Genomic DNA, 20,495 nt, shown 5'->3' on the forward strand with positions numbered 1-20,495 from the left:
GGCTCGCGCCGGGACGATCCGTAGTCAGTCTCCCCTCATGCCTGGTGGACGCGCCACCATGTCCCGGTAACGGGCTGGGAGTGTTTTCGACCACATCCCGATTCATCCCCGGGGCCGGGGCCTGTTCAAGCGCGGGTGAGGCCGGTCTCTTCTTCCCGCATGCCGCCGATCCGCTCACGATGCCCCGTTAGTGTGGTGGTTCTGCCCGCACCGGTGACCCATTCGTGACCTTGAAGATATTGACCGTCGCACCGGGGGCAGACATGCGCCTGGAGGTACCCGCCGTGTCCTTGTCCGCCGTCCCGTCGGCCGCCGACCCGTCACCGACGCCCTCCGAGTCCGGGGCGCCCCGGGTGCCCACGCTCCAGGACGCGCAGGAGACCGCCGGCAACGCCGCCGGCTGGGTCGAGGAGAACTGGTCGACGTGGCTCGCGATCGGACTCAGGGTCCTGCTGATCCTGGTGATCGCGATGGTGCTGAGAATCGTGGTGCGGCGGGCGATCACCAAGATGGTCGACCGCATGTCCCGCACCGGCCAGGCGGTGAACCCCACCGGTCTCAGCAGTCTGCTGGTCAACGCCGAGCGGCGCCGGCAGCGTTCCCAGGCGATCGGCTCGGTGCTGCGCTCGGTGGCGTCGTTCCTGATCCTGGGCACGGCCGCGCTGATGATCCTCGGCACGTTCCAGATCAACCTGGCCCCGCTGCTGGCCTCGGCGGGTGTCGCGGGCGTGGCGATCGGTTTCGGCGCGCGCAACCTGGTGACGGACTTCCTCTCCGGCGTCTTCATGATCCTGGAGGACCAGTACGGCGTCGGCGACACGATCGACGCGGGCGTGGCCTCGGGCGAGGTGATCGAGGTCGGGCTGCGGGTGACCAAGCTGCGCGGCGACAACGGCGAGATCTGGTACGTCCGCAACGGCGAGGTCAAGCGCATCGGCAACCTCTCCCAGGGCTGGGCGACCGCGGGCGTCGACGTCACGGTCCGTGCCGACGAGGACCTGGACCGGGTGAAGGCCACGCTGAGCGAGGTCGCCGAGAAGATGGGCAAGGAGGAGCCCTGGAACGAGCTCCTGTGGAGCCCGATCGAGGTGCTCGGCCTGGACTCGGTGCTGCTGGACTCGATGGTGGTCCGCCTGTCCGCGAAGACCATGCCGGGCAAGTCCCTGACCGTGGAGCGGGAACTGCGCTGGCGCGTCAAGCGGGCCTTCGACGCGACGGGCATCCGCATCGTCGGCGGGGCCACGGCCGCGGAGGACGTGGAGGCCTCCGACCCCACGGCGGGCGTCGCGCCTCCGTCGGTCTACTCGAGCACGATCTCCCCGCAGTCCGTGGCGGCGTCCCCGCTGCCCCCGCCCAGCACCACGAAGTAACCGCAGGCCCCGAAGGGCGGCGCCCGGAACTCCCCGGGCGCCGCCCTTCCCCGTCCCTCCCTCGGCGCTCCTCCGTCACGCGGGAACCGAACTGATTTCCCGGGCGTGTTCGTGGGCAGGGTGGGGGCGGAATGCCCGGGGGTCGCGCCGCGACCGGATCAAGATCGCGCCAAGGCCGGTGCGCATGTCGGTCCCGGCGGCGATACTTGCCCGAGGGATGGCCATGGGGGAGGTCACATGACACACACGCCGAACGGCACGGCGCCGCCCGGCACCGCCACGCCCGCACCCGTGCCCACGCTGCCGGCGGTGCCTCCCCAGCCCGTCCCCGCCGCCCCCACCGGCGCCGCGCCCCCGCCTCGGGCCCGCCGCACCGCCTTCGCCGAGGGCGTCGACCGCCTCCGCGGGGCCGCCACCACCGAACCCGGCCGCCTCCGCGCCATCGGCGCGGTCCTCGCGGTCCTCGTCGTCGCCTTCGGCGCGGTGACCGCCTGGCAGACGACCGACCGGGCCGCGGCCGCCGACGACGTCCTCACCAGCAGTCGGCCCCTCAGCTCGGACGCCGCCGACATCTACCGCTCCCTCGCCGACGCCAACACCGCCGCGGCCGGCAACTTCCTGGCCGGCGGTCAGGAGACCGCCGCCTCCAGGGACCGCTACGAGGACGACATCCGCACCGCCGCCGCGAAGCTCGTCAACGCCGCGGCCAACTCGGACCCCGGCTCCCCCTCCGCGAAGACGATCACCGGGCTCAACCGCCTGCTCCCCGAGTACAAGGGCCTGGTCGAACGCGCCCGCACCTACAACCGCCAGGGCTACCCCGTCGGCGGCGCCTACCTGCGGTACGCGAACGAGAAGATGCAGCAGGAGATGCTCCCGGCCGCGGAGGACCTCTACACCAGGGAGAACCAGCGCCTGCGCGACGACTACGCGGACGCGACCCCCTACCCCTGGCCCGCCCTCGCCCTCGGCGTCCTCGCCCTCGCCGCCCTCGCCTGGGCCATGCGCCGCACCTACCTGCGCACCCACAGGGTCCTCAACCACGGCCTGGTGGCCGCGACGGCGGCGACCACCGTCGTCCTCCTCTGGCTGACGGCCGGTCACACCCTCGCCCGGTCCGGCCTCCACGACTCCTACGACCACGGCGTCCGCTCGCTCGACGTGCTGCACGACGCCCGTATCGCCTCCCTGAAGGCGAGGGGCAACGAGAACCTGACCCTGGTGGCCCGCGGCGCCGAGACGACGAAGGTGGGCGACGAGACGTTCGACGCCTACGACCACGCCTTCGGCCGCGAGATGGGCGCCCTCGCCGAAGGGCTGGCCCGGGCGCAGCGCCTCGCTGACGACGCCGGCGGCGCACGGCCGGTCTCCTCCGCGTCGGGCGCCATGACGGAGTGGAGGAAGCGCCACGCCGCGGCCCGCGAGCAGGACGAGAACGGCAACTACCAGCAGGCGCTGGACATGGTGATCGGCGCGAAGGGCGCGGCCGGCGAGTGCTTCGACAGCGTCGACGAGAACCTGGCCACGGCGCTCGAGCACGAGGAGGACGAGTTCGAGCGGGCGGCCGGCGACGGCCGGGACGCGCTGACCGGCCTGCCCTCCGGCGCGGCCCTCCTCTCCGTGCTGGGCGCGGCCGGCGCGGTGCTGGGCATCGGCCGCAGGCTGTCGGAGTACCGATGAACGGACGCGTGAACGAGCCGGAGGGGGCCATGACGACGATCGCACGACACCTGCGGGCCCGCCTGAAGGGCTGGGGCGGCGTGGGCGCGATGGCGACCGCCTGCGCCCTGGCACTGGTCTTCGCGCTGGCGCTGACCTGTGCCGGCGCCCCGGCCGGCGCCCCCTCGAGGACCACCGGCCAGACCGTGTCCCACTCCGCGCGGGCCCAGGCGGACGAGGACTGCACGGCCCCCGAGAAGCAGACGCTGTCCCCGTCGGACGCCGACGGACCCACGATCGAGGAGATCAGGAACCGCCGGGGGGAGAAGCGCAAACTGGTCGTGGGGGTCGACCAGAACAGCTACCGCTGGGGCTACCGCGACCCCAACAGCGGGAAGAGCGGCGCCCTCGAGGGCTTCGACATCGACCTGGTGCACCGCATAGCCGAGGACATACTCGGCGACCGGGACGCGGTCCAGTTCAAGGCGATCCCGACCGACCAGCGCATACCGGCGATCAAGGCGGGCCGGGTCGACATGGTCGTCCGCACGATGACGATCACCTGCGCCCGCATCGAGGACGTGGCGTTCTCCGCGCCGTACTTCAGGACGGGCCAGCAGGTCCTGGCCCCGAGGTCCTCACCGGTCGAGGGGTACGACGAGACGCTCGCGGACCAGGAGATCTGCACGGCGGCGGGCTCGACCGCGCACGCGAAGCTGGAGGCGGACAAGGAGGCGGGCAGGCTGCCGGCGTCCACCGACATCCGCACCACCGTCCCCAACCAGCTGGACTGCCTGGTGCGGCTGCAGCTCGGCGAGGTCGACGCGGTGGTCACCGACGGCGCGCTCGCGGCCAGCCAGGCCGCGCAGGATCCGACGGTCCAGCTCAAGGGCGGGGCCTTCACGACCGAGTACTACGGCGTGGCGATGAAGAAGGACGCGGACGACCTGGTGCGCCGGGTCAACCGGATCCTGGTCGACTTCCGGGAGGACACCACGGACGGCTGGCAGGACGCGTACACCGAGTGGCTCTCGGCCACGCTGGGCGACGACTCCTCCCGGTCGCGGCCCCCGGCCCCGGAGTACCTGCGCGAGAGCTGATCACGGACCGGCCCCGGCCGGGCACTCCCCCAACCGCCGACGACCCCCCAGCGAGAGGTGACCGATGGCCGACACGGATCCCAGCGGGCCGGTGATGGACCGGGACGAGGTGGACCGTGCGCTGGCGCGGCTCGGCGCGGAGCACGAGGCGATCGAGACCTCGCTCCTCGCCCTGCAGGACCACGCGGGCCGAAGGCTCCTGGAGGGCGCGCGGCTCACCGGCGTCACCGCGGAGCGCTGGGCGGTCACGGAGGCGTCGATCACCCTGCTGTGGACGTACTTCGACGCGTACGCCGGCGCGCTGCGCAGGGCCCGGGACATCCGGTCCCGCCGCCGCTGGTCCAGCCGTGAGGACCTGGTGGAGCTGACGGAGCTGCTGCGCGGCGACGCGGTGACCGTGGCGGGCGGCGCCGCGGCGGCCCTCGGCGCCGCCCCCGGCAGACTCGGCGAACGCTGTTCGCTGGCCGCCCTGGTCGACCGCATGAACGAGCTGTACGCGTCCTCGCTGGACGTGGTCGTCGCCGCCGACGCGGTGTGGTCGGCGCTGCCCGCCCGGATCGATCTGCTCGCCGCCGAGCTCCAGCGCACCGGCCGGCTCGCGCACTCGGTCGGCGTGCGCCCGGGCGAGCACCCGGCGGGCGACGACCTGGAGCGGATCACCCGCACGCTGACGAAGCTGCGCGAGCAGGTGGTGTCCGACCCGCTGGCGTACTGGAAGCGGGCGGAGGGCAGTTCGGCGCCCGGCGGCGGACGGCCCGACACCACGGTCTACGACCGCGAGGCGCGTGCGCTGGAGGACGTGCGCCGGGAGATCGACGCGGTGCTGACGGTCCGCCAGGACGCGGAGAAACGCATCGTCAGACTGCGGGACGTGCTGTCCCGCGCCGACCGCACCCTCGCCGAGGCCCGCACCGCGCGCGGCGAGGTGCTGGCGAAGATCGCCGCGACGGAGGTGCCGGTGGTCGGCGGACCGCCGACCGCGTTGCAGGAGCAGCTGTCGACGGCCGCCGAGTACCGCAGGCACGCCCAGTGGCACCGCCTGTCCCCGCTCCTGGAGTCCCTCGAGCAGAAGGCCGAGGACGAACTGCTGCGCGCCCGCGAGTCGCTGACCGCGGTGACGGCGCCGCTGGCGGTCCGTGCCGAGCTGCGCGGGCGGCTGGACGCGTACAGGGCGAAGGTGGCCCGGCACGGCCTGGCGGAGGACCCCCTCCTGGTGGAGCGGTACGAGAAGGCGCGCCGCATGCTGTGGAGCGCGCCCTGCGACCTGCGCGCCGCCGGCCGGGCGGTGCTGCGCTACCAGCAGGCGGCCGCGGAGGCCCTCGGCACGGCACCGCGGGTACCGGGCCAGGGCGTGCCCGACGACCGGAGGGGGCCCGGCGCGTGAGCGAGGAGGGGGAGGCCGCGTCATGAGCGAACCGGAGAACCGGGCGGTCGGGGCCGGGTGCCAGCGCCCCGAGTGCGGCGGCGCGTACGAGGACGTCGGCGGCGGCGAGCTGTACTGCGACACCTGCGGCCTGGCCCCGGTGGTGTCGCCGACCGGCATGGTCGGCTCGGCCCCGACCGGCATCACGGCGGGCGGCCGCGGATCGCGCGGCTCGGCGGGCAGCAAAGGCTCCGGCGGCCGCGGTTCCCGCACGTCGTCCCAGTCGTCGCGGTCCCGCCGTTCGGTCTCCGGACGGCTCTCCCGCCCGCTGTCGGGCCGGACCGCGGGCCGCTCGGTGTCGGTGCGCGGTTCCGGCGCGGGCGCCGGCTCCTCCGGCCGGGGCCGCCTCGGCGCCGGTCTTGTCGAGGTGCCGCCGATCCCGCGCCCCGATCCGCGGGCGATGGTGCGGAAGAACCCGGAGGTGCCCGAGCGGAAGCGGTTCTGCTCGCGTTCGGACTGCGGGGCGCCGGTGGGCCGGGCCCGCGGCGGCCGGCCGGGGCGCACGGAGGGCTTCTGCACCAAGTGCGGCCACCCGTACTCGTTCGTCCCGAAGCTGCGGGGCGGCGACGTCGTGCACGGCCAGTACGAGGTGGTCGGCTGTCTGGCGCACGGCGGCCTCGGCTGGATCTACCTCGCCGTGGACCGGGCGGTCTCGGACCGCTGGGTGGTGCTGAAGGGCCTGCTGGACACGGGCGACCAGGACGCGATGGCGGCGGCGATCTCCGAGCGGCGCTTCCTCGCCGAGATCGAGCACGCCAACATCGTGCGGATCTACAACTTCGTGGAGCACCTCGACCAGCGCACCGGCTCCCTCGACGGCTACATCGTCATGGAGTACCTGGGCGGCAAGTCGCTGAAGGAGATCGCCAACGGCCGCCGCACACCGGAGGGCAGACGCGATCCGCTGCCGGTGGAGCAGGCCTGCGCGTACGGCATCGAGGCCCTCGAGGCGCTCGGCCACCTGCACAGCCGGAACCTGCTGTACTGCGACTTCAAGGTCGACAACGCGATCCAGACCGAGGACCAGCTGAAGCTGATCGACATGGGCGCGGTGCGCCGGACGGACGACGAGGAGTCGGCCATCTACGGCACGATCGGCTACCAGGCGCCCGAGGTCGCCGACGTCGGGCCGTCGGTGGCGTCGGACCTGTACACGGTGGCCCGCACGCTCGCCGTCCTCACGTTCGACTTCCAGGGCTACACGAACGTCCACGTGGACTCGCTGCCCGACCCGGACGGCATCGAGGTCTTCCAACGGTACGAGTCCTTCTACCGCTTCCTGGTCCGTGCCACCGATCCGGACCCGGCCCGCCGGTTCGCCTCCGCGCAGGAGATGACCGAGCAGCTGACGGGCGTGCTGCGCGAGGTGGTCTCCCTGCGGTCGGGCCGCGCCCGCCCCGCGCCGTCCACCCTCTTCGGCCCGGAACTGCGGGTGACGGACACGGAGTTGTTCCCCGCGCTGAACGGTGACGTCTCCCGCCTCGGCGCCCGCCCGGACCGCGCCCGCAAGAGGGCGCGGCACGTGCTCCCGCCCGCCGCCGGCGCCCCCGCCGCGGTCAGACCCGTCGACTGCCCGGCCGCCGCGCTCGCGCTGCCCGTGCCGCACGTCCACCCCGCCGACCCCAACGCCGGTTTCCTCGCGGGCCTGCTGACGTCCGCGCCCGGTGAGCTGATCAACGCGCTCGCCGCCGCGCCGGCCCCGTCGGTGGAGACCCGGCTGCGCGAGATCCGCGCCCGGCTGGAGACCGGCGAGTGGTCCGCCGCGCTGGCGGCGCTGGGCGCGCTGGAGGAGCAGGACCCCGACGACTGGCGGGTGGTCTGGTACCGGGGGGTCGCCTCGCTCGTCACCGGCGACCACGAGGGCGCCGCGCTCGCCTTCGACGCGGTCTACGACGCGTTCCCCGGCGAGATCGCGCCGAAGCTGGCGCTCGGCGTGTGCGCGGAGGTGCTGGGCCAGCCGGACAACGCCGCCGAGTACTACCGCCTGGTGTGGTCGACCGACCCGAGCCATGTGAGCGCCGCGTTCGGGCTGGCCCGGGTGCGCTGGGCGACCGGGGACCGCGGCGGCGCCGTACGGACGCTGGTGTCGGTGCCGGAGTCCTCCATCCACTACACGGCCGCGCGGGTGGCGTCCGTCCGGGCGCGACTGCGCGGGCGTGCGCCCGCCGCCGGTGACGTACCGTTCCTGGACGACCTGACCGCTGCCGCGGGGCAGGTCGAGGCCTTGGAGGCGTACGGTCTGGACCCGGCACGACGCGAGCTGTTGTCGGCCGAAATCCTCGGCTGCGGGCTGGACTGGGTACTCTCCGGGGGCCAGGGTTCCGCCCCTCCCGCCGCCGGGGGACGGACGCTGCTCGGCAGCGGTCTGGACGAGCGGGGCCTCCGTTTCGGCCTGGAGCGTTCGTACCGCACGCTGGCCCGGCTGGCGCGCAGCGGCGAGGAGAGGATCGACCTGGTGGAACGTGCCAATCGTTACCGCCCCCGGACGTGGGTGTAGTTGATGTCGCAGATGCCTCAGCAGGCCGCTCTGACGAAGTGCCCGAGCTGCGAGGAACCCCTCGAGTCGGGTGACCGTTTCTGCGGTGCGTGCGGATACGACCTGTCCGTGGTCCCCGCGCGGCCGCGGGACGAGCCGACGATCGCCTTGAACGGCTCGGTGCCGTCGCAGGCCCCGCCCGGCGCGGGCGGCTCTCCCGTGCCCGACGCCTCGGCCGGCCGTGGAACACCGGCCCAGGGCGCCCCCGTACCACCGCCCGCGGCCCCTGTGTCACCGCCCCCGGCCCAGGGTGCCCCCGTACCGCCGCCCGGCACCCAAGTGCCGCCGCCCGCCGAGCAGGTGACGCCCGCACCTCCGCCTGCGGCACCCGGCGTCCCTGTGCCGCCGCCCGCCGCCCAGGGCGCCCCCGCCCCCTCGTCCCGGACCGAAGTCGCCCGCGGGTCAGGGGTCTCGGCGGAGGGTGCCGTACCGCCTCCCCCGGCCGCGGCGGCCCCCGCGCCGTCGTCCGGGGTGCGCTTCGACCGGCGTGCGCAGCCGGAGGAGGGGGCCGCTGCCGTCGGCCGGCCGGCCGCGCAGCCCGACGAGTACCCGCTCCAGGCGCCGGACCCGCGGGTGGCGGCCGAACAACGGCCGGCCGCCGACGGCGACGCGGCGGTGTGCGTGGCCTGCCGTGCGGGCCGGGTCGACGACGACGGCTACTGCGAGAACTGCGGCCACGCCCAGCCACGCGAACGGGACCACATGGAACAGGAATGCGGGCCCGTGGCCGCGGTCAGCGACCGCGGTCTGCGCCACCACCGCAACGAGGACGCCTTCACCGTCGGCGCCACGGCGCTGCCCGACGGCTCCCCCGTCTCGGTGGCGATCGTCTGCGACGGCGTCTCCTCCGCGACCCGCCCCGACGAGGCGTCGCTCGCCGCCTCCCGCGCGGCGGGCGAGTCCCTGCTGGCGGCCCTGCCGCGCGGCACGCACCCGCAAGCGGCGATGCACGACGCGATCGTCGCCGCCGCCGACGCGGTCAACGCGCTGGCCGACGAGCCCGAGGCGGCCCGTGAGCACGCCCCGCACCAGAACGCCCCGGCGTGCACGATCGTCGGCGCCGTGGTGACGGCCGGCCTGCTGGTCGTCGGCTGGGTCGGCGACAGCCGCGTCTACTGGGTCCCGGTCGACCGCTCCGCCCCGGCGGCCCGGCTCACCGAGGACGACTCGTGGGCCGCCCAGATGGTCGCCGCGGGCCTGATGGGCGAGGCCGAGGCGTACGCCGACCACCGCGCGCACGCGATCACCGGCTGGCTCGGCGCCGACGCGTACGAACTGGAGCCGCACACCGCCTCGTTCAAGCCGGACCGGCCCGGTGTGGTCGTGGTCTGCACGGACGGCCTGTGGAACTACGCGGAGTCGGCCGACGAGATGGCCGGGGTCGTGCCCGCGGACGCGGCCGTACGGCCGCTGCACGCCGCCCGGGTGCTGGTCGGTCACGCCCTCGACGGCGGGGGCCACGACAACGTAACAGTGGCCCTCGTGCCGTTCCCGGCCGTCCCGCAGGGGGCAGGATCGGCCTGAGGCCGCTTGCGGGACGCCTCGCACGGGGAAGCCTCGACGGACCGGAGGGGACCGGTCCGTCATCCGTCGTCGCCCCGCGCCGCCGGGGCAGCCAAGGGGGAGCGAACCAGGCATGGCCAATTTCTCGAAATCGAACGTGCCGCAGTTCTCGGTGGACGTGTACCAGAACGAGTACCTGCCGGAGGGCGGACGCGAGGTCAACGCCGTCGTCACGGTGACCGCGACCGGCGGCGGCACCATCGGCGGCGCGGTGGCGGCGCCCCACCTCTACTCGCCCGGTGAGGGGCCGTCGGCGGCGGTGGTCCTCATGGTCGACTGCTCGGGCTCGATGGACTACCCGCCGACCAAGATGCGCAACGCCCGCGACGCGACGGCCGCGGCGATCGACGCCCTGCGCGACGGCGTGGAGTTCGCGGTGGTCGGCGGCACGCACGTGGCCGAGGAGGTGTACCCGGGCGGCGGCCGTCTGGCGGTCGCCGGCGTCGGCACGCGGGAGCGGGCCAAGCAGGCGCTGCGGAAGCTGAGCGCGGGCGGCGGCACGGCGATCGGCACCTGGCTGCGGCTGGCCGACCGGCTGCTGGCGTCGGCGGACGTGGCGATCCGGCACGGCATCCTGCTCACCGACGGCCGCAACGAGCACGAGTCGCCGCAGGACCTGAAGGCGGCCCTGGACGCCTGCGCCGGGCGGTTCACCTGCGACGCCCGCGGTGTGGGCACCGACTGGGAGGTGAAAGAAGTCACAGCCGTCGCCTCCGCCCTCCTCGGCACCGCCGACATCGTCGCCGATCCGGCCGGTCTCGCCGCCGACTTCACGCGGATGATGGAGACGGCGATGGGCAAGGAGGTCGCGGACGTCTCGCTGCGGCTGTGGACCCCGGTCGGCACGACGGTGAGGTTCGTCAAGCAGGTCGCGCCGACGGTCGAGGAGCTGACCGGCCGCCGCACGGAGGCGGGTCCGCGCGCGGGCGACTACCCGCTGGGTTCCTGGGGGGACGAGTCCCGCGACTATCACGTCTGCGTCGAGGTGCCGTCCGCGGGCATCGGGCGGGAGATGCTGGCGGCCCGGGTGTCGCTGGTGATCCCGCAGCCGTCCGACGGCGGCGTGCGCGGCCTCGGGGCGCAGGGTCTGGTCCGTGCCGTGTGGACGGACGACGTGGCCGCCTCGACGGCGATCAACCCCCAGGTCGCCCACTACACCGGGCAGGCGGAACTGGCGGAAGTCATCCGACGGGGTCTGGATCTGCGCAAAGAAGGGAATATCGGCGGAGCGACGGCCAAACTGGGCAGGGCCGTCCAGCTCGCGAACGCGTCCGGCAACGCGGATACTGCGAAACTGCTTGCGAAGGTGGTGGACGTGGTCGATGCCGCGACCGGTACTGTGCGACTGAAGACGAAGGTCGAGGAGGCCGACGAGATGACGCTCGAGACTCGGTCGACGAAGACCGTTCGTGTGAAGAAGTGATCCGTAAGCAGTCGAGCCCGACCCCTCGGGGTGGGAGAAACCGGCCGGAACCGGCCGGACAAGGAGAGGGGGAAGCGCCGACATGCCGACCTGCCCGAACGGACACCAGTCGGGTTCCGACGACTGGTGCGAGGTGTGCGGTCACCGCATGGCGGGTGCCGTGCCCCCACCTCCTCCCCCGCCGCCCGCACCCGGCGGCGGCTACGGCTTCCCGCCGCCCGGCGGCCCCGCCGGCGGTCCTGGCGGCCCCGGTGGTTTCGGCGGTGGTCCCGGTGGCGGCCGGACGGAGCTGTGCCCGCAGTGCCGTACGCCGCGCGAGGGCGCGGCGCCGTTCTGCGAGGAGTGCCGGTGGAACTTCCTGACGAACACGGCGACCTCGTACACCCCGGCCGCCCCGCGTCCGCCGGCCCCCGGCCCGGGGCCGGGTGGTCCCTTCCAGCAGCCGCCCGGCGGACCGTCGTACGGCGGCGGTGACGCGTACGACTACCAGGGCTCGCGTCCCTCGCAGATGAACCGTCCCGCCGAGCCGATCCCGCCGGGCCCGCCCGGCTTCGGCGGCGACCCCTCGCGCCCCGTACCGCCCCCGCCCGGACCTGGTGGTCCTGGTGGCTTCGGCGGCCCGAACGGTCCCGGCGGACCTGGCGGCCAGAACGGGCCCGGCGGATCCGGTGGACCTAGTGGTCCCGGCGGCTTCGGTGGCCCGGGAGGACCGAACGGCCCCGGCGGCCCGAACGGTCCTGGTGGACCCGGCGGCTTCGGCGGGCCCGGTGGCTTCGGCGGCCCGAACGGTCCCGGTGGCCCCGGCGGACCTGGCGGACCTGGTGGTCCCGGCGGCTTCGGCGGACCTGGCGGACCTGGTGGTCCCGGCGGCTTCGGCGGACCTGGCGGACCGAACGGTCCCGGCGGTCCCGGCGGCCCCGGCGGCCCCGGCGGCCCCGGCGGTCCCGGCGGCCCCGGCGGCCCTGGCGGTCCGAACGGCCCCGGCGGCCCGCAGGCGTTCCGGTCCGGGCCGTCGGCCCCGTCCGGGTTCCCGCAGGAGACGACCGGCCGCCCTCAGCCGGGCGGACCGCCCTTCGGCGGCGCTGACGACGACTGGGTGATCCCCCCGCCGGCCGACGGCCCCGGTGGCCCCGGCCCCGGCCCCGGCCCCGGCCCCGGCCCCGGCGGTCCGAACGGCCCCGGTCGGCGCGGCGGTTACGGCTACCCGCAGCCCGGTGCGACCCAGGCGCCGCCCGGACCCGGCGGCTTCCCGCAGCAGCCCCGGCAGCCGCAGGGCCCGACGACCTGGACCGCGACCATCGGCCCGGACCGCGAGTACTTCATGGCGATGATGCAGCGCTCCGGCCCCGAGGCCGCGGGCCTGAATCTGCCCGCGTACTCGCCCGAGCAGCAGCGCACGCTCACCGGCAACCAGATCACCATCGGGCGCCGCCGCCACTCCACCGGCGACACCCCCGACATCGATCTGTCGACCCCGCCGGAGGACCCGGGCGTCTCCCACCAGCACGCGGTGCTGGTGCAGCAGCCGGACGGCACGTGGGCGGTCGTCGACCAGAACTCGACGAACGGCACGACGGTCAACGGCTCGGACGAGCCGATCCAGCCGTTCGTCCCGGTTCCGCTCCAGGACGGCGACCGGGTCCACGTGGGCGCCTGGACGACGATCACCATCCACCGGGGCTGAGCACGGCCCTAGGCGGCGGGCACCGGCCAGACGTGCGGCCCTCCGGGGTCGTCCAGCCAGGCCCGGTCGCCCTCGGCGTCGGCCGTGAGGCCGTAGCGTTCGCGCTGCGGCCTGCCCTCGCGCTCCCAGAGGCCGTACGCCTCCCGCGGGCCGAGGGCGCCGGCGGTCAGCGCCGGCAGGAACCGGAACAGATCGCTCCCCCGGGCCGCGGCCGGCAGCCCTTCCAGGTCGGGCCGTTCCCGCCACGACCGCTCCGTGCCGCGCAGCGGGACGAAGTAGGCGGGCGTGTGCAGGAAGCGCCCCTCGGCGTGCCCGGCGTCGCGCACGGTGAGCGCGACCAGGCCGGTGGCGAACGGGGCGAGGATCCGGCCGCCCGGGCGGCACTGGGCGAGCCAGGCGCGCGGGACGGCCGGCAGCGCGCAGGTCGCGATGATCCGGTCGAAGGGGGCGCGCGCGGGTACCCCGCGCGCGCCGTCGCCGGTGACGACGACCGGACGGTGCCCGGCGGCGTCGAGGTGCCGGCGGGCCGACTCGGTGAGGTCCGGGTCGAGGTCGACCGTGGTGACCAGGTCGTCGTCGCCGAGCCGGTGGGCGAGCAGGGCAGCGTTGTAGCCGCTGCCGGTGCCGATCTCCAGGACCCTCTGTCCGTCCCGGAGGTCCAGGCCGGCCGGCATCAGCGCCATGAGGGAGGGCTGGCTGCTGGAGGAGAGCAGCTCGCCGTCGCGCAGCCGGATCGCCAGCGGGGCGTCCTCGTACGCGCCGCGCAGCCACCGCTCGCGCGCCTGCGGAGCGGGGTCCTCGCCCCACCGGCGCTCGTAGCCGCCGACGACGCCCACCCAGTAGGACGGCACGAACAGGTGGCGCGGCACGGCGGCGAACGCCTCCCGCCACACCGGGTCGGCGTCGAACGCCCCGCTCGCCCCGATCTCGCGCACGAGCGCGGCCCGCAGCTCACCGTCCTGCCCGCTCATGCCTCCACGGTAGGCCGGTCCTAGGCCTCCGGTCCTATGCCGTCGCGTCTGAGACCATGGACGGCGTGACAGAGATTCGGCGCGGCACGCTTCAGGAGCAGACCTTCTACGAGCAGGTCGGCGGGGAAGAGACCTTCCGCCGGCTCGTCCACCGTTTCTACGTGGGAGTCGCCGACGACCCGCTGCTGCGGCCCATGTACCCCGAGGAGGACCTGGGCCCGGCCGAGGAGCGGCTCACGCTGTTCCTCATGCAGTACTGGGGCGGTCCGACCACGTACAGCCAGAACCGCGGCCACCCCCGGCTGCGGATGCGCCACGTCCCGTTCAAGGTCGACCGGGCGGCGCACGACGCGTGGCTGAAGCACATGCGCGACGCCGTGGACGAACTGGGCCTGTCCGAGGAACACGAACAGACCCTGTGGAAGTACATGACGTACGCGGCGGCGTCGATGATCAACAGCGAGGGCTGACCTCCCCGGTGTCCGGCCGGGCCGGAAGGAAGTGTTCCGACCGCATTCCGAAGACGCGTCGCCGGAATGCGGTCACAATCCGGTCAAGCCCGTACTCCAAGCGCTTTCCCGTGACCGGTCGCCTCTGACAACATCACGCGGAGGTCCGGACAACCACGGGGGGGCGGGTGGCGGCCGAAGGGGGGTCGGCGAGGTTCGTCCTCGCCCGCGCACGGGCCCATCGGCCGCTCCTCGCGGCCGCCCTGCTCACGGTCCTGCTGACCACGGCGGTCCTGGCCGCCCTCACGGCCTACTCCGCGTCGATCGGCGACGCCGCCCTGCGCCGGGCCCTGACGGACCCGCGCGACGCCGCCGACACCGCGCTCGTCGTCGAGGCCGACGTCCCCGCGGACCGTCGCGCCGCGGCCGACGCCGCCGTGCGCGAGGGCGCCGGGAACGCCTTCGACGGGCTCCCCGTGACCCTGCGCACCCTGACCCGCTCCGGCCCGTACGCCCTGCCCCGCTCCCTGCGCCCGCCGGACGGGCGCGCCGGTGCGGACGACCCCGGCCTGACGCACTTCGCGGCGCTGGACCGCACCCAGGTGCGGATCACCGAGGGGCGGATGCCCCGGGCGGCCGACGGCACGACGGTCGAGGCCGCCCTGCCGGAGACCGCCGCCCGCGCCCTCGGCCTGGAACCGGGCACCCGCTTCACCCTGACCGACCGGCTGGACGGGCGGGCGGCGAAGGTGCGGATCACCGGTCTGTACCGGCCGGTGGACCCCCTCGCGCCCTACTGGCGGCTGGACGATCTGAAGGGCCGCGGCGTCGTCGAGGTCGACTTCACCACGTACGGCCCCCTGCTCGCCCACCCCTCGGCGCTCGCCGACGGCCGGGTCGGCGCCGGTACGACGGGCTGGCTGGCCTCGGCCGACTTCTCGACGGTGGGCACGGACCGGATCGACGCGCTGCGCGAGGCGGTGCGGCGCGGCGCCTCCGCCCTGTCCGGGGACGGGGTGCCGGGCGGCACGGCGACGGCGACGAGCGCGCTGCCCACCGTGCTGGACGGGGTCGAGCGCTCCCTGCTCGTCTCCCGCTCGACCCTGCTGGTCGTCGCCCTGCAACTGGTCCTCCTGGCCGGCTGCACCCTGCTGCTGACGGCCCGGCTGCTGAGCGCCGAACGCGCGGCCGAGACCCGGCTGCTGCGGGCGCGCGGCGGTTCCCGGGCCCAGGCGGCCCGGCTCGCCGCGCTGGAGGCGCTGCTGCTGGCCGTGCCCGCGGCGGCCTGCGCCCCGCTGCTGGCGGGCCCGCTCGCCGGACTGCTCACCGGACGGGGCCCCCTGGACCGGATCGGGCTGGACCTGGACACCTCCGTCGGTACGGTCGCCGGACGCGGCACGGTGTGGCTGGTGGCCGCGGGGGTGGCCCTGGGCTGCGCGTCGGCCGTCACGGTTCCCGCGCTCACCTCCTCCTTCGCGGCCGGCCGCGCCAGGCACCTGCCCGGTGCGGTGCGCGCGGGCGCGGACCTGGGACTGCTGGTGGTGGCCGCCGTCGCGTACTGGCAGCTCAGCCGCCGGCCCTCCGGTGTCGTCGGCCGCGACCTCGACGTCGATCCGCTGCTCGTCACGGCCCCGGCGCTGGCGCTGCTGGCCGGCACGGTGCTGACGCTGCGTCTGCTGCCACCGGTGGCGCGGCTGGCCGAGCGCCGGGCGGTCCGCGGCCGCGGACTGCCGGGGGCGTTGGCGGGCTGGCAGCTCGGCCGCCGCCCGGCGCGCGGCGCGGGCCCGGTGCTGCTGCTGGTGCTCGCCGTGGCGCTGGGCGCGCTGGCGATCGGCCAGGGTTCCTCCTGGGAACGCTCGCAGGACGACCAGGCGGACTTCCGGGCCGGCGCCCCGGTACGGGTGCTGGCCGCCGGGGAGGCCGGGCTGGGCCGCACCCAGGCCTACGCGGCCGTCCCCGGCGTGAGCGCGGCCGCTCCGGCGTACCGCGCGCCGGTCACGCTGTCCGGCAACCGGACGGCGACCGTGCTGGCGCTGGACACCGCGCACGCGGCCGGGTCCGTCCTGATCCGCCCCGACCTGGCCTCCTCACCGGTGGACGCGCTCCTGGACGGCCTGGCGCCGAAGGGCGGGGCGGTGGGCGTGCGGGTCCCGGCGGACACCGCGCGCCTGGCGCTGGCGGCCCGGGTCCGGGGTGCGGGGGCACACACGGCGATCGAGGTCAGGGCCGTCCTGGAGGACCGCCACGGAACGCCGTACAAGCTCACCTTCGGCCGGCTCCCCGCCGACGGCCGGATCCACACGCTCGTCCTCGACCTGTCCGCCGTCGCCGAGACGCCCCCGGGCGCGCTGACGCTGACCGGACTGCGGCTCGACCTGCCCCAGCCGGTCGGGCGGGCCGAGGAGCACCGCTTCACCGTGGCCTCGCTGACCGCCGCGGACACCGGCGGCCGGACCCGGCCGCTGACTCTGCCCGACGGCTCCGCCGGCTGGGCCCCGTCCTCGCGGATCGGCGGCACGGCGTCGTCCTCCGGCGCCGGGTCCGGCCCGACCCGGCCGCGGCCGGCCGCCGGCTCCCCGCCGACCTTCGTCTACGGCACCGGCCACGTGCCGCGAGGCGGCGCCTGGGCGATCCCGCCGCTCACCGTCCGGCTGCAGCTGTCGCAGCCGAGGACGTCCGAGGTCGCCGGTGTGGCCACCGACCGTTACCTGGCCTCGACCGGCGCCCGCACGGGGCAGCGCGTGGACGTGACGGTCGGCGGTTCCACCGTGCCGGTGCGGATCGTCCGGTCGGTGCGGGAGCTGCCGTCCGCGTCGGCCGGGGGGACGGGTGACGGCGGGGCCCTGCTGCTCGATCTGCGGTCGGTCAACCGGGTACTCCAGGCCCGCCACGGTGAGAGCGTCCTCCCCACCGAGTGGTGGCTGCGGACCGCTCCGGGCGCCTCGGCCCGGGTGGCCGCGGCGCTGCGCGACCGGCCCGACGTCGAGCCGTCCCAGGTGGTGGTGCGGGACGAGATCGCCGCACGGCTGCGCGACGACCCGTTCGGCGCGGGCCCCGAGGCGGCGTTCACGGCGGCGGCCTTCGCCGCGGCGGCGCTGGCGGCGGTCGGGTTCGCGGTGAGCGCGGCCGGGGCGCTGCGGGAACGGTCCGCCGAGTTCGCGGTGCTGCGCGCCCTGGGCGCGTCACGCCGGCGGCTGGCCCGCGTGGTGGTCGTCGAGCACGGGGTGCTGGTCGGTCTGGCGCTGTCGGTGGGGGCGCTGCTCGGCACGGTGCTGGCGCGGGCCGTGATCCCGCTGATCACGCTGACCCCGGAGGCCTCCCGGCCGGTGCCCCAGGTGCTGGTGGAGCTGCCGGCCGGGCGGGTGGCCGTCCTGCTGGCCGCCGTGGCCGCGGCGCCGCTGCTGGTCACGGTCGTGCTGGCGGCGCGCCGCGCGGACCCGGTGACGTCGCTGCGGGAACGGGGAGGTGAGTGAGGTGAGCGTGCGGTCCCCGAGGCCGCGGGCGGTCGCCCCCTGGGTGCGCACCCGCATACGGACCGCCCCCGGCGCCGCGCTGGCCCTGGCGCTGCTGGTGGCGGTGACCGCGTTCCTGGCCGCCGCGCTGCCGCGCGCCGTCGACCGGTACGGCGACGCGGGCCTGCACCGGGCCCTGCGGTCGGCCGAACCCGGCCGCACCACGGTGCTGCTGGTCGCCCCGCGGCCCGGCTCCGACCTGTCCCCGCGGGAACGCGAGGCGGCCGTCCGCGCGGACGCGATGCGCGCGGACCACTCCGAGATCCTCCGTCTGGCCCCGCGTTCCCTCTCCGTCGACCCGGACCAGTCCTCCTACGGGGTGCGCACCGCCCAGGAGCAGGTGATGGACGAGCCGTGGCTGCCCCGGCCGGACGGCCTGCCCCCGCGGCTCACGTTCGTCGCGCAGAGCGGGCTCGGCGACCACTCCCGCCCGCTCGAGGGCCGGCTGCCCGAGGCCCCGGGCGCCGTCACCGCGGCGACGGAGAGCGTCGAGGGGGCCGTCACCGCCGACACGGCCAGGGACCTGGACATCGAGGTGGGGTCCGTCCTGGACGTCCCCGGCGTGGAGCGTCCGCCGCTCAGGATCCGGATCACCGGCATCGTCGAGCCGCGCGAGCCCCGCGGCGCGTACTGGTCCACCGACCCCCTGCTGCGCACCCCGGGCCTGACCGTCCTGCCCGGCGACCCGGATCTCCGGCAGTACTGGCTGGGGTCGGTGCTGCTCCCGCCGGACGCCGCCCCGGCGCTGCTCGGCACCGCCGCGGAGCCCTGGCGCTACTGGCAGCTGGCCCCGGCCGTCACCGCCCTGCACGGCTACGACGCGCCCCGCCTGCGGTCCGCCGTCGCGACCCTGGAGTCCGGTCCGGCCCTCCAGCGGGTGCGCGCGGCCACCTCGTCCGACGTCGTCGCGCGCACCGAGCTGGACGACGTGCTCGCCGAGTACACCACGCTGCGTTCCGCCATCGGCCCGGTGGTCTCCGTCGCCGCCCTCGGCACCGGCACGGTCGCCGCCGTGGTCCTGCTGATGGCGGGCGGACTGGCCGCGGACCGGCGCCGCGGCGAGCTCACGCTGCTGCGCGCCCGCGGCGGGTCCCTGCGCGGCGTCGCCGGCCGGCTGCTCGCCGAGACGGCGGTGGTCGCCGTGCCCGCGGCCGCCCTCGGCCTGGCGGCCGCCCACCTCGCGGTCCGCGACGCCCGGCCGGGGTACGCCGTGGCCGCCGCGGGCGCCGTCGCCCTCCTCGGCTGCCTGGCCCTGCCCCTGCGGGCCCTCGCCGCACACCGGTCCGTACGCGTGCACGGCGCCCGCGAGGACGTCGCCTCGGCACGCACGTCCCGGCGCCGCACGGTCGTCGAGGTCACCCTGCTCGTGCTGGCGGTGGGCGCCGTGGTGGCGCTGCGCACGCGCGGCACGTCGGACGGGACGGCGGACGGGACGACGGACTCCGGCGACCACCTGGTCTCCCTGGCGCCGGTGCTGGTGGGGACGATCGCCGCCTTCGTGCTGGTACGGCTGTACCCGCTGCCGTTGCGCGGGCTGGCCCGCCCGGCGAGGCGGCTGCGGGGCGCGGTCGGCCATCTGTCCCTGGCCCGCGCGGGCCGCGCCTCCGGCTCCCCGGTACTGCCCCTGCTGGGGCTGCTGACCGCGCTGACCACCGCCGCCTTCGGCGGGTCCGTGCTCACCGGGGTGGCCGACGCCCGGGAGCGCGCGGCCGTGCTCACCGTCGGCGCCGACGCCCGGATCGAGTCGTCCACCCCCCTGCCGTCCGACCTGCCCGACCAAGTCCGCCGCGCACCCGGCGTACGGGAGGTCACCGCCCTGGGCGTCGTCAGGTTCGCCCGGCCCGGGAGCGACGAGCGGACGGTGCCGGTGGCCGGCGTCGACCCGGCCGGGTACGCCGCCCTCACCCGGCACACCGGGATCGGCGCCTTCGACCGGAAGGCGCTCGAGGCGTCCGGGACGTCGAAGGCGCTGCCCGCCCTGGCCTCGCCCGGGGTCGCCGAGCGCCACGGCGCCCGGCCCTTCCCCGTCCGCATGGAGGACGGCAGTTCCGTCACCGTGCGGATCGCGCTGGTGCGCGAGCGGACCCCCGCGGTCGTCGGCAGGGAGTTCCTGGTCGTGGACCGGTCGGGGCTCTCCGCCCGGTCCGCGCGGACGACCCTGCTGCTGGTGACCGGCGACCGCCCGGACGGGGCCGCGCTGCGCGCGGCGGCGGGCGGCGCGGCCCCGGTCCAGCTCCGCGCCGAGGAACGCGCCGGCTACGTCGACTCGCCCCTCCAGTCCGGCGCCGAGCGCGTGTACGCGGCGGCGGTGGCGGCGGGCGCCGGCTACGCCGTCCTCGCGCTGCTGCTGACGCTGGTGCGCGCGGCCCCCGAACGGGCGGCGCTGCTCGCCCGGCTGCGCACGATGGGCCTCACCCGCGCCCAGGGACGCCGTCTGCTCGTCCTCGAGTCCCTGCCGCAGGCGCTGCTCGCCGCGCTGGGCGGGGTCCTCACCGCATGGGCCACCGTCCGGCTGCTCGCCCCCGGCATCGACCTGACCGCCGTCGCCCTGCCCGCCACCGCGTCGCCGGCGGGGCGGGCGGTGCTGCGCACCGATCCGGTGTCGCTGCTGGTACCGGCTCTGGCGGTCGTGGTGCTGACCGTCGGGGTCGCGGTGACACAGGCCTGGTGGACGGGGCGCGCGGGGGCGGTGCGGGAGCTGAGAGCGGGGGACGCCCGGTGAGACCGGACGGCGCAGGACGAGCACCCGAAGGCCCCGCCGCGTACCGGACGCCCGCGGCCGCGACCGATCGACTCCCTTCCAGG

The 20,495-nt window shown here is 75.9% G+C and carries 12 protein-coding genes; 11 read left to right on the forward strand and 1 reads right to left on the reverse strand.

Going from position 1 to position 20,495, the window contains the following annotated elements:
* Positions 1-263 precede the first annotated feature (263 nt).
* The 8 genes from ADK41_RS25050 to ADK41_RS39710 all read left to right on the forward strand — a co-directional run bounded on the left by ADK41_RS25050 (position 264) and on the right by ADK41_RS39710 (position 12,758).
* Positions 264-1,370, forward strand: a complete 1,107-nt coding sequence (locus ADK41_RS25050; RefSeq protein WP_030818536.1) for a mechanosensitive ion channel family protein — start codon at positions 264-266, stop codon at positions 1,368-1,370.
* A 237-nt stretch (positions 1,371-1,607) separates the two neighbouring features.
* Complete coding sequence (locus tag ADK41_RS25055; protein ID WP_030818538.1) at positions 1,608-3,050, forward strand: hypothetical protein; 1,443 nt, start codon at positions 1,608-1,610, stop codon at positions 3,048-3,050.
* A gap of 29 nt (positions 3,051-3,079) precedes the next feature.
* Entirely contained in the window at positions 3,080-4,129 is a 1,050-nt protein-coding gene (locus ADK41_RS25060) for a glutamate ABC transporter substrate-binding protein (protein WP_030818540.1), read from the forward strand.
* 64 nt (positions 4,130-4,193) lie between these two features.
* Positions 4,194-5,513, forward strand: coding sequence for a hypothetical protein (locus ADK41_RS25065; protein ID WP_030818542.1), 1,320 nt, complete (start codon positions 4,194-4,196; stop codon positions 5,511-5,513).
* Positions 5,514-5,535: 22 nt separating this feature from the next.
* A complete protein-coding gene (locus ADK41_RS25070) occupies positions 5,536-8,049 on the forward strand; it encodes a serine/threonine-protein kinase (protein WP_030818544.1) in 2,514 nt (837 codons plus the stop codon).
* A 3-nt stretch (positions 8,050-8,052) separates the two neighbouring features.
* The gene (locus ADK41_RS25075) at positions 8,053-9,612 is read left to right on the forward strand and encodes a PP2C family serine/threonine-protein phosphatase (RefSeq protein WP_030818546.1); all 1,560 of its coding nucleotides are present in this window, start codon (positions 8,053-8,055) and stop codon (positions 9,610-9,612) included.
* Between the two features lie 112 nt (positions 9,613-9,724).
* Positions 9,725-11,074, forward strand: coding sequence for a vWA domain-containing protein (locus ADK41_RS25080; RefSeq protein ID WP_030818548.1), 1,350 nt, complete (start codon positions 9,725-9,727; stop codon positions 11,072-11,074).
* A gap of 82 nt (positions 11,075-11,156) precedes the next feature.
* A complete protein-coding gene (locus ADK41_RS39710; RefSeq protein ID WP_037803116.1) occupies positions 11,157-12,758 on the forward strand; it encodes an FHA domain-containing protein in 1,602 nt (533 codons plus the stop codon).
* Between the two features lie 8 nt (positions 12,759-12,766).
* Here ADK41_RS39710 and ADK41_RS25095 read toward each other — a convergent pair whose 3' ends face one another.
* Entirely contained in the window at positions 12,767-13,729 is a 963-nt protein-coding gene (locus ADK41_RS25095) for a methyltransferase domain-containing protein (RefSeq protein ID WP_030818554.1), read from the reverse strand.
* Positions 13,730-13,785: 56 nt separating this feature from the next.
* Here ADK41_RS25095 and ADK41_RS25100 point away from each other — a divergent pair, with 56 nt between their 5' ends.
* From ADK41_RS25100 to ADK41_RS25110, 3 genes are all read left to right on the forward strand, one after another.
* Positions 13,786-14,199 (forward strand): globin, encoded by a 414-nt coding sequence (locus ADK41_RS25100; RefSeq protein WP_030818556.1) that lies wholly within the window; start codon positions 13,786-13,788, stop codon positions 14,197-14,199.
* A 167-nt stretch (positions 14,200-14,366) separates the two neighbouring features.
* Positions 14,367-17,651, forward strand: a complete 3,285-nt coding sequence (locus ADK41_RS25105) for an FtsX-like permease family protein (protein ID WP_030818558.1) — start codon at positions 14,367-14,369, stop codon at positions 17,649-17,651.
* Positions 17,652-17,658: 7 nt separating this feature from the next.
* Positions 17,659-20,412 carry an FtsX-like permease family protein gene (locus ADK41_RS25110; RefSeq protein ID WP_063756457.1) on the forward strand — a complete coding sequence of 918 codons (2,754 nt, stop codon included), beginning with the start codon at positions 17,659-17,661 and terminating at the stop codon, positions 20,410-20,412.
* Positions 20,413-20,495 lie beyond the last annotated feature (83 nt).

It is taken from the genome of Streptomyces caelestis (assembly GCF_001279005.1).
In the GTDB taxonomy this organism is placed as follows: domain Bacteria; phylum Actinomycetota; class Actinomycetes; order Streptomycetales; family Streptomycetaceae; genus Streptomyces; species Streptomyces heliomycini.